General features: G+C 34.1%; 1 protein-coding gene. It reads right to left on the bottom strand.

Going from position 1 to position 305, the window contains the following annotated elements; translation table 11 throughout:
• On the bottom strand, nucleotides 1-305 hold a 305-nt coding region (locus tag D1831_RS14780; RefSeq protein WP_225422918.1), incomplete at both ends, for a hypothetical protein.

Below are 305 nucleotides of genomic sequence, written 5' to 3'. Positions count from 1 at the left end.
ATTTTCGTAACATCCTTAGTGTAGGAACTCTTAATTTTTTTTCCTTTAACCAATACTTCATGAGTAATTAAAGAATTACGGTTATCTACAGGCCAGGCACCAACCGGCGCATAATCGGTCGTCCCATAAAACGTTGTAGGAGTCATAAAAAGCACATTATAATTATTCTTATCTAATTTAAAATTGACATTAAATGCATTCTTGAGAGTGTGCTTCTTGGTAGATGTGTATGCAATATTATTATAATTATGATTTCCACTTAAGAAAACGGAACCGGCAAATAGAAGGGTTGCCACTACCAATAC

Origin of the sequence: Lactiplantibacillus garii (assembly GCF_003885105.1) — a bacterium.
Lineage (GTDB): Bacteria > Bacillota > Bacilli > Lactobacillales > Lactobacillaceae > Lactiplantibacillus > Lactiplantibacillus garii.
Note: the sequence above shows the minus strand (reverse complement) of the source record. Positions and strands in the feature narration are given on the sequence as shown.